This window comes from Mycobacterium sp. ZZG, assembly GCF_054786995.1.
The window spans coordinates 147,495-156,833 of sequence record NZ_JBTBFV010000006.1 but is presented as its reverse complement, the minus strand read 5'-3'; the positions used below and the strand labels follow the sequence as shown (position 1 = coordinate 156,833).

Here is a 9,339-nt window from a genome sequence, read left to right as displayed (position 1 = left end):
ACCGCGATATTCTTCACCTGCGAAGTGCCTTCCAGTCAGGATATTTGAACCGTCGAGAAGTCCAATTATCCCTTGCAGGACAGGCACTTTCGCTTATCTACACCCGACACCCACAACATTTCACGAAAAATCCGGGCTAGGCTGTCTTTGCTGTCAGCAAATTTGGGGGGTTCAGATGGATCATGCACGGTTCGTGGGACGGGTCGGCGCGTTGGCCGTTGCTCTGGGCATCGGCGCAGCGACGGTCGCGCTGCCCGGGATGGCGTCCGCAGACGCCGGTGACGACACGTCGTCGACCAGCGCCGAGCATGCGAAAGCAGATGACACGAAAGGGGATTCGGCGTCCGGAGCCGGGGACTCGACCGACGGCGGCATTGACGCTCATGTCAATTCCGAGGACGACGCCGACGAGCAGGATTCCGTGCCGGAGGATGACGCCGATGACGAGGAACCGACGGGGGTCGAGAAGCGCGGCTCGTATGGCAGCAATCGATCAGAAGATGACCTAAAGGGGTCCGACCCCGACGACGTGCAGCCCGACGAGACCGAGAGCGGGTCCGGAGATCTGCACACCGAGCCCGTGCCCGCCGCGGACGACGACCAGCCCGACGACGGCGAGGGCACCGGCGTGGAACCCTCCCCGGAGCCCGGCCCGGCCGCGGACGAGGTGCCGCCGGAACCACTCGTCGACGTTTCTCGGGACGCCCGAGAGCCGGACAAGGCGCGCACGCCGACATCGTCGTCGGTCGTCACTGCGTTGTTCGCCCCGCAGTCCTCCGACGGGTCCGCGCCGGCCGCTCCGGTCGAGTCGCCCCTGCTGTGGACGTTGCTCGCGTTCGCGCGCCGGCAGTTCGGGCAGCCGAGAACCGAACTCGGCGACAGTGGCTCGCCGACGGACACCACCGGATTGGTGGACGGCGGCGCCGGTGCGGTGCCGCAGCCTGCAGAGGTCACCACGCGCGACCCGGGTGTCTTCACCGGCTCGGTCGGTGGCCGCGTGAAAGCGACCGATCCCGACGGTGGGTGGCTGACCTACAGCGGATCGGCCGGCACCGAGAAGGGCAGGGTCACCGTCACGCCGTGGGGCACCTTCCGTTACACGCCGTCCGCCGCGGCCCGCCATGCCGCCGCCGCGGGCGGGGCCACCACGGAAGACAAGACGGACAGCTTCACGGTCACGGTCAAAGACGCCGCCGGCAACGCTGTCGATATTCCCGTCACCGTGAACATCCTGCCCCGCAACGCCGACCCGTTCGGTGTGCGCGCCAGCGCCGGCAACCCGAGCCTGACCACCGGCACCACGATCGTCAGGGTCAGTGCCTACGACTTCGACCGCGACGCGCTGAACATCACCGGACCGCTCTCGACCGACAAGGGCGAGCTCGTCGACAACGGCGACGGCACGTTCACCTACACACCGACGGCGGCCGCCCGTGAGGCCGCAGGCGCCCCGGGTGCGCCCGCCGATGCCGGGATCGACTCGCTGACGTTCACGATCAGCGACGGACACGGTGGAACCCTCACGGCCACAGTCGATGTCGTCGTAACGGCATACGTGGACGCAAGTGAGTCGACCCCCGGACGGGCCGCGGGCCCTGTGCTGATCAGCTCGAATGGCACCATCTATCAGGTCACCTACGACGTGGACGCGACCAACAGGCCCATCCGGACCCGCGTCAGCATCCTCGACGAGGACGGCCAGGTGCTGAAGACGACCGATGTCATCGCCGGATACCCAGTGGAGCAGGCACTCCCGGTCGTCCGGCCCGACGGCAGCCTGTTGGTCACCACCTACAAGGAGTCGTCGAACACGTCCACCATCTCCCTCGTCGACGGCCAGGGGGTGGTGAAGACGGTCGGAACAGTGATCGGGCAACCGTCCGCACCGATGGTGGTCGCCCCGAACGGGGCGGTGTTCTTCACGACGCGGCAGTTCCCCTCCGGTTCCGGCGACCGGCTCATCCGCGTTTCCGCTGCGGGTTGGCCCCGGGTGTATCAACTCGGTGTCGCCGCAGACACGCCGAGCGTCGCGCCGGACGGCAGCGTGTACATCGTGTCCCGCTCGTTCGGGGTCACGTCGGTGCTGGCAGTCGGCCCGGGCGGCAACTCGCGGCGGGTGTCGCTGCCATTGGGTGCCGACACCGTCAACGACGTCGTCATCGGCCAGGACGGCCGGGGCTACCTGACCGTCGAGCGGAACTTCTTGGGCACGAAGACAACTCGCGTGTACACGTTCACCGGGACGTCGAACACCGTGCGGGAGATCCCCGGCACTCCGGACGGCGCGAAAGTGATCACCGCAGATGGTTTCTACCAGTACACCTTCGACGAGTCGACCGGGAAGTCCTACATCTCCCGGATCACCGCGGACGCCATCGAAACCTCCGATCCCCGCGACGGGCGCGTCATCAATCCGATCAGCGTCACCCCGGACGGCACGGTGTACGTCTCGGTCCGCAACGCCGCCACCGGGACCGACAGCGTGGCGATCATCAGCAGCACCGGTGAGGTCATCACGGTCGAGGTCCCGGGCACGGTCGTGCCGGTGCTGCCGAGCGTGAGCCCGGTGCTCGGCGGATATGACGCCAACCCGAACGCCGGCGACAACGGCTACGTCGTCTACGAGTCCGGCGGTGTGCGCTATCTCGCCGTGGTGAACCCGGACGGGACCATCGTGCGCACGATGACGTTGCCCGCCGGCACCACGGTCGCCACTCCGGTGGAGTTCGGGCCGGACGGCGCGGCGTATCAGGTCATCGAGACACGGGACGAGCAGGGCCGGGTCACGTCGCGGGCGGTGCTGGCGTTGGCCACCGACACGGTGACGCCTGCGCTGCCGGGCAATCCGCTGCGCCCGAACTTCCCGGCGCTCCAGTTCGGATCGGACGGCAGCGGGGTGCTGATCACCGTCGAGTCCGGCCAGTCGCCGTTCGAGTACCACTTCCTGCGGTTCGACCAGGACGGCGCCACGATCGCCACCGCGGACCTCGCGGGGTTCCTGCAAGCGGCCGAACAGGATTACGTGTTCTGGCAGGAAGGAGTGGTGTTCGGTCCCGACGGCACGCCGTACGTCACCCTCACCGGCGCAGACCAGGGGGTCTGGGCGTTGACGTCGACGGGGCCGGTGAAGGTCCTCGATCTCGATCTCGGACCTGGCGAGCTCGTCGAACCGGTGAAGTTCGGACCCGACGGCCCGGCCTACGTCACGGTGTCGGAGCGCGTCGACGGCGCCTTCGTGACGACGGTACGCACCTTCACCCCGCTCACCGAGCTCTGACCCTCTGCGGCCGCCTTCCGCGCCGAAATCGCATTCCACGCGGTCGTTTCGCGATTTGACGCGCGTGGAATGCGATTTCGGCGGTCAGCGGAAGTCGGCGAAAAACGTTGCGACGTCATCGATGTAGAGCTCGGGCTGTTCGAACGCCGCGAAATGCCCGCCACGCGGCATGGTGGTCCACCGGGTGATGTTGTAATTGGCCTCGCACCAGTGCCGCGGCGAGCGCAGGATCTCCTTCGGGAACGCCGCGACACCGGTGGGCAGTGTGACCGGCCCCCCGCCGCGGAAGCTGCCGAAGCTCTCCCAGTACAGCCGAGCCGACGACGCCGCCGTGCCGCTGGCCCAGTACAGCATCACGTTGTCGAGCAACTCGTCTCGGCTGAGGGCGTTCTCGGGGTGCCCATCGCAGTCGGTCCACGACCAGAACTTCTCGACGATCCAGGCCAGCTGGCCGACCGGCGAATCGACCAGGCCGTAACCCAGGGTCTGTGGCCGGGTCGACTGTTGTTTGGAATAGCCGGAATCCCAGCGCTGGTAGTAGCCGAGGCGTTCGAGGGCGGCCTGTTCGTCGGGTGTCGGTTCGCCCATGTCCTTGGGCGCCTGGCCGATCGGCATATTGGTGTGGATCGCCACGCAGTGGCCGACGTTGCGGCCGATCTGGGTGGTGACCGCCGCGCCCCAGTCGCCGCCCTGGGCGCCGTAGCGGCGGTAGCCGAGCCGCACCATCAGCTCGTCCCACGCCGCGGCGATGCGTTCCACACCCCACCCGGTCGACGCCGGCTTGCCGGAGAACCCGTAGCCGGGCAACGACGGACAGACGACGTGGAAGCCGGCGTCGGTGAGCGGCTCGATCACCTTGTGGAACTCGACGACCGACCCCGGCCAGCCGTGGGTGATGATCAGCGGGAAAGCGTATGCACGGGTGGACCGTGCATGGATGAAGTGGATCGGCAGTCCGTCGATCTCGGTGGTGAAGTGGTCGAACCGATTCAGGCTGGCTTCCCTTGCCCGCCAGTCATATTCGTCGGCCCAGTAGGCGGCGAGTTCGCGGGTGTAGGACAGCGGGATGCCCTGACTCCAATCGTCGACGCATTCGGCTTCCGGCCACCGGGTGCGCTGCAGGCGTTCCTTGAGGTCGGCGAGGTCGATGTCGGCGATTTCGATCCGGAACGGCTGAATGTGGGCCATGGCACATCCTGACACTTGGATAATCACCGGTTGTGGGGACCCCGACGCTGATCCTGATCGCCGCGACGACGTTGGCCGCCTGCGTCTGTCTGGGCGCCGCCGTCTACGAAGCCCTCGTCGTCGACCCGTACTGGCCCAGACGCCCGGGCATCATCCAGTCCAAGAACGGCGGCATCTCGCGGGTGCGGTTCTGGTTGCCCGCGCCCCTGATCTTCGAGGTGCTGCTCGTCGTCACCCTGGTGGTCACGTGGGGCGACGCAACGGTCGGGGTGGCGCTGCTGGTCGCCCTGGTCAGCCACGCGGCGATGCGGCTGTGGACGTTGTTCGACCTGATCCCCACGGCGGCCGAGTTCGAACGCACGGACCCCGCCGACGTCGACGAGTCCGCGGCGCTGCGGTGGACGCGGAAGAACCTGCTGCGGCTGCCGCTGCTGGCGGTCACCTCGTGCGCGATGCTCGCCGCGCTGGCGTTCGCGTGACGTGGGTAGATCGCGAAATTGCATTCCACGCGCCGTTGTCGCGGAAAACGCCGTGGAATGCGATTTCTGCGGGCTTGGAGCGCCGGTGTGATGGGATTGCCGGGTGTCAGAAGACGCCGCCCCCGAGCCCGCGATCGTCGCACGCGCGATCACGATGCGCGGCCCATGGGGTCCGGTCTACGGACCTCTTGACCTCGACGTCGCCGCCGGCGGTGTCACCGTGCTGCTGTGCCCGCCGGGTTCGGGACGCACCGCGCTGCTGATGACGCTGGCGGGCCGGATGCGTCCCGCGTCCGGTTCGCTGTCGGTGTTCGGCCGCAGCCGCGTCCGCGACATCTTCGCCCACGCCGCGCTCGCCGGCATCGACGAACTCGACCCGGTCGCCGAATCGGTGACAGTGCGGGATCTGATCACCGAGAAGCTGCGCTGGGACGCCGACTGGTACCGGCTGATCCGGCGGGCCGGCCAGGACGAGCTGGTCCGGGTGTGCGGGCCTGTCTTCGGCGACCTGCCGCTGCCCCCGCTGTCGGAATACGTCGAGGAGCTCACCGAACTCGACGGTCTGCTGCTGCGGGTCGCGTTGGCCAACACCGGCCGGCCACCGCTACTGGTGGTGGGCAGCATCGAGCAGGTCACCGATGACCGGCATCGCGATCTGCTGGTCTCCCGACTGGTCGAGCTGGGCCGCGCCCAGACCGTCGTCACCGCGGGCGTCAACCCCGTCCCCCGCCGGCCGGTCGCCCAGATCGAGGTCGAGAACACCACCCGCTCCGAGCTTGCAGATCAGCAGAAAGGTGGTGCCTGATGGCGCTGGCCGGCATGTCACTGGGCACCGACCTCAAGCGCTATTCACGCGGGGTGATGCCGCGGATCGCGCTGATCACCATCATCCTGATGCCGCTGCTGTACGGCGCGATGTACCTCTGGGCGTTCTGGAACCCGTTCGCCGAGGTGAACAAGGTGCCGGTGGCCCTGGTCAACGAGGACCGCGGCGCGTCGGCGCAGGGGCAGCCGTTGCGGGCCGGCGACGAGGTCGCCACGGCACTCATGCAGTCCGGCCAGCTCCATCTCACCGAGATGTCAGCGCAGCAGGCCGCCGACGGCGTCGCGCGCGGCGACTACTACTTCTCGATCACGCTGCCGCCGGACTTCAGCGAGCGCGTCGCGTCGCCGTCCGGTGACGACCCGCAGCAGGCGCAGATCCGGTTCACCTTCAACGACGCCAACAACTATCTGGCGACGGTCATCGGGCAGAACGCCTCGCGCGAGGTTCTCAACCAGGTCAACGCCAAAATCGGCGAACGCACTGTCGGCACGGTGCTGACCGGGCTGACCGACGCCGGCGCAGGGCTCGACCAGGCCGCCGACGGCGCGCAGCGACTCGCCACCGGCCTCGACGCGGCCGACGACGGCGCTCACCGGCTGGCCACCGGCGCGGCCACGCTGTCGTCCGGACTGGAGACAGCGCGTGCCGGCTCGGCCCAACTCGCTGCGGGCACACGACAATTGGCCGCAGCGGTGGACACCGCGACGGGTCCGCTCCTGGAGGTGCTGGACCGGGTCGGTGCACTGGAGTTGAACCCCGATGAGGTCGCGCTCGCCGCGCAGCATCTGTCCGCAGCCGTGCATTCGACGACCGACCGGATCGCGGCTCTCAACGTCAACAGCGCGCAGGCCTCCGCGATCGTCGACCAGGCCGTCGGCTTCCTGCAGGCCAACCCCGACCCGGCGGTGCGCGACGCGGGGCACGCGCTGGCCGGTGCTCAGCGGCTGCTGCGTGCCCAGAACATCGACCCGACCACCGACGAGGGCCTGATCCGGTTGCGCGACAGCGCGTCCCGACTGGAAGCCGAGCTCGGCGACCCGGGGGGTGAGTTGCGCACCTTCCTGACACGCGCGCTGAACGGCGGGCTGCGTTCGGACGTCGCCAAGCTCAAGGACGGCGCCGACGAACTGAACTCCGGGGCCCAGCGGCTCAGCGCCGGGCTGGTGCAGCTGTCCGGCGGGGGCCGGGAGTTGTCGTCCGGGGCGTCCCAGCTGGCGGATGGTACGGAGAAGTTGCGGGCCGGCGGGCAGGAGCTGGCGACCAAGTTGCGTCAGGGCACGGCTGAGGTTCCGTCGTGGACGCCGCAGCAGCGCACGGCGATGGCGCAGACGCTGGTGACGCCGGTCGGCCTGGATTTGGTCAACACCAACCCGGCGGCCACGTTCGGCACCGGTTTCGCACCGTTCTTCATGCCGCTGGCATTGTTCATCGGCGCGCTGATCACATGGATGCTGTTGACGCCGTTGCAGTCCCGGCCCATCGTCAACGGGCTGGGCGCCCTGCGGGTGGTGCTGGCCTCCTACTGGCCCGGCTTGCTGATCGCGGCGTGCCAGGTCGTGGTCATGTACGCCGTCGTGCACTTCGGCGTCGGCCTGCAGGCCAAGTACCCGCTGGCCACCGTCGCGTTCCTGGTGCTGATCGCCGCGACATTCCTGGCCATGATCCAGGCGTTCAACGCGGTGTTCGGAGTCGCGGTCGGCCGCGTGGTCACGCTCGCATTCCTGATGCTGCAGCTGGTCTCTGCGGGCGGCATCTACCCGGTCGAGACCACCGCCCGACCGTTCCAGATCATCCATCCGTTCGACCCGATGACCTACGCGGTCAACGGGTTACGGCAACTGACCGTCGGCGGCGTCGACTCGCGGCTGTGGATCGCGATCGCCGTTCTGGCGGGCCTGCTCGCTGCCTCACTGGCTGCCAGCGCATGGTCGGCGCGCCGCAACCGGCAGTACACGATGGACCGGCTTCACCCACCCATCGAGGTGTGACAGGGGTGAGACGGACGACCCCGTCTCCCGCCGAAATCGCATTCCACGCGATGAATCCGCGAAAAGTGCCGCGTGGAATGCGATTTCGGCGGGATCAGGGAAGGCCGATGCGGCGGTAGCGCTCCAGGCGGGCGGCCAGCCGCTGTTCGTCGGGCACCGTGCGCAGCCGGTGGAGTTCGGCTGCGATGGTCGCCGAGAGTCGCGCGGTGAACGCCATCGGTTCGTCGGCCGCATCGGGATGTTCGGGAACGACCGCGTCGACGATCCCGTTGCGCAACAGATCCGCCGATCGAATGCCCTGTGCCGCAGCCAGTTCCGGGGCGTGGTCGACATCGCGGAACACGATCGCGCTGGCGCCCTCGGGAGGCAGCGGTGCCAGCCAGCCGTGCAGGGCCGCCAGCACCCGGTCGGCGGGCACCATCGCCAGGGCAGGGCCGCCGCTGCCCTGGCCGAGCAGTACCGAGATCGTCGGGGTGTCGAGTGTGACCAGCTCGGCCAGGCACCGGGCGATCTCACCGGCCAGCCCGCCTTCCTCGGCCTCGGCCGACAGCGCCGGACCCGCGGTGTCGATGACGAGCACCAGCGGCAGTTTCAGTCCCGCCGCCAACGCCATGCCGCGCCTGGCCTCGCGCAGCGCCGCCGGGCCGACCACCCCGCCGACCACCCGCTGCTGTCCGAGGACGACGGCCGGCTGACCGCCGAACCGGGCCAGCGCCAGCAGCGTGGTGGCCGCCTCACCCTGACCCGTCCCCGACAGCAGCACCCGTTCGGTGGCGCCGTGCCGCAGCAGCGCGCTGACGCCCGGCCGGTCCGGGCGCCGCGAGATCTCGACCGACTTCCAGGCCGGCACATCGGGCAGCGGTTCGGGCTCCGGCGCGACGGGCGGCTCGCCGGGCGCATCCGACACCACCTTCAGCGTGCGGTCCAGCGTCGCGCGCAGCACCGCGAGCGGGACGACAGCGTCGACGACGCCGTGGCGGTGCAGGTTCTCGGCGGTTTGGATGCCCGACGGAAACGGTTCGCCGTAGAGATGCTCGTACACCCGCGGGCCCAGGAACCCGATCAGCGCTCCGGGTTCGGCCGCGGTGACATGCCCGAGCGACCCCCAGGACGCGAACACGCCGCCGGTGGTCGGATGCCGCAGATACACCAGATACGGCAGATGGGCCTTCTTGTGCAGTTCCACGGCGGCGGCGATCTTGACCATCTGCAAGAACGCGACCGTGCCCTCCTGCATGCGGGTGCCGCCCGAGCTGGGCGACGCGAGCAGCGGGAGCCGCTCGGCTGTCGCCTTCTGCACCGCGGCGACGATGCGTTCGGCTGCGGCCACCCCGATGGAACCGGCCAGGAAGTCGAACTCGCACGCCACCAGCGCGACCCGCCGGCCGAACACCCGTCCTTCGCCGGTCAGCACGGATTCGTCGAGCCCGGTCGCGGCCTCGGCGTCGTCGAGTTCCTTGCGGTATGCCTCCGAGGTGGGCACGGTCAGCGGCGGCTCATCCCAGCTCACGAAGGATCCCTCGTCCAGCAGGGCGTCGCGCAGCGCATGGGCGCGGATCCGGCTCACAGGGAAAGGCTAAT

6 protein-coding genes are annotated in these 9,339 nt (G+C 68.9%); 4 read left to right on the top strand and 2 right to left on the bottom strand.

Annotated features, from left to right (window positions below; translation table 11 throughout):
* Nucleotides 1-175 precede the first annotated feature (175 nt).
* The gene (locus tag ACXMYJ_RS06380; protein ID WP_460354786.1) at nucleotides 176-3,277 is read left to right on the top strand and encodes an Ig-like domain-containing protein; all 3,102 of its coding nucleotides are present in this window, start codon (nucleotides 176-178) and stop codon (nucleotides 3,275-3,277) included.
* Nucleotides 3,278-3,361: 84 nt separating this feature from the next.
* On the opposite strand, the gene ACXMYJ_RS06375 is transcribed toward ACXMYJ_RS06380, so the two are convergent.
* Nucleotides 3,362-4,465: an epoxide hydrolase family protein gene (locus tag ACXMYJ_RS06375; RefSeq protein WP_460354783.1), complete on the bottom strand. Its 1,104-nt coding sequence runs from the start codon at nucleotides 4,463-4,465 to the stop codon at nucleotides 3,362-3,364.
* 32 nt (nucleotides 4,466-4,497) lie between these two features.
* Between ACXMYJ_RS06375 and ACXMYJ_RS06370 the strand changes: the two genes are divergently transcribed.
* From ACXMYJ_RS06370 to ACXMYJ_RS06360, 3 genes are all read left to right on the top strand, one after another.
* Nucleotides 4,498-4,944, top strand: a complete 447-nt coding sequence (locus tag ACXMYJ_RS06370) for a hypothetical protein (protein WP_460354780.1) — start codon at nucleotides 4,498-4,500, stop codon at nucleotides 4,942-4,944.
* A 154-nt stretch (nucleotides 4,945-5,098) separates the two neighbouring features.
* A complete protein-coding gene (locus ACXMYJ_RS06365) occupies nucleotides 5,099-5,749 on the top strand; it encodes an ATP-binding cassette domain-containing protein (protein WP_460354807.1) in 651 nt (216 codons plus the stop codon).
* Nucleotides 5,749-7,758 (top strand): YhgE/Pip domain-containing protein, encoded by a 2,010-nt coding sequence (locus ACXMYJ_RS06360; protein WP_260755258.1) that lies wholly within the window; start codon nucleotides 5,749-5,751, stop codon nucleotides 7,756-7,758. The genes ACXMYJ_RS06365 and ACXMYJ_RS06360 overlap by 1 nt, the downstream gene beginning before the upstream one ends.
* Nucleotides 7,759-7,852: 94 nt before the next feature.
* Here ACXMYJ_RS06360 and ACXMYJ_RS06355 read toward each other — a convergent pair whose 3' ends face one another.
* Complete coding sequence (locus ACXMYJ_RS06355) at nucleotides 7,853-9,325, bottom strand: carboxyl transferase domain-containing protein (protein WP_460354778.1); 1,473 nt, start codon at nucleotides 9,323-9,325, stop codon at nucleotides 7,853-7,855.
* Nucleotides 9,326-9,339 lie beyond the last annotated feature (14 nt).

What these genes read in the sequence shown, in the direction of transcription:
- ACXMYJ_RS06360 (WP_260755258.1), top strand. Translation starts at nt 5,749, where the DNA reads ATGGCGCTGGCCGGCATGTCACTGGGCACCGACCTCAAGCGCTATTCA.
- ACXMYJ_RS06365 (WP_460354807.1), top strand. Translation starts at nt 5,099, where the DNA reads ATGCGCGGCCCATGGGGTCCGGTCTACGGACCTCTTGACCTCGACGTC.
- ACXMYJ_RS06380 (WP_460354786.1), top strand. Translation starts at nt 176, where the DNA reads ATGGATCATGCACGGTTCGTGGGACGGGTCGGCGCGTTGGCCGTTGCT.
- ACXMYJ_RS06375 (WP_460354783.1), bottom strand. Translation starts at nt 4,465, where the DNA reads ATGGCCCACATTCAGCCGTTCCGGATCGAAATCGCCGACATCGACCTC.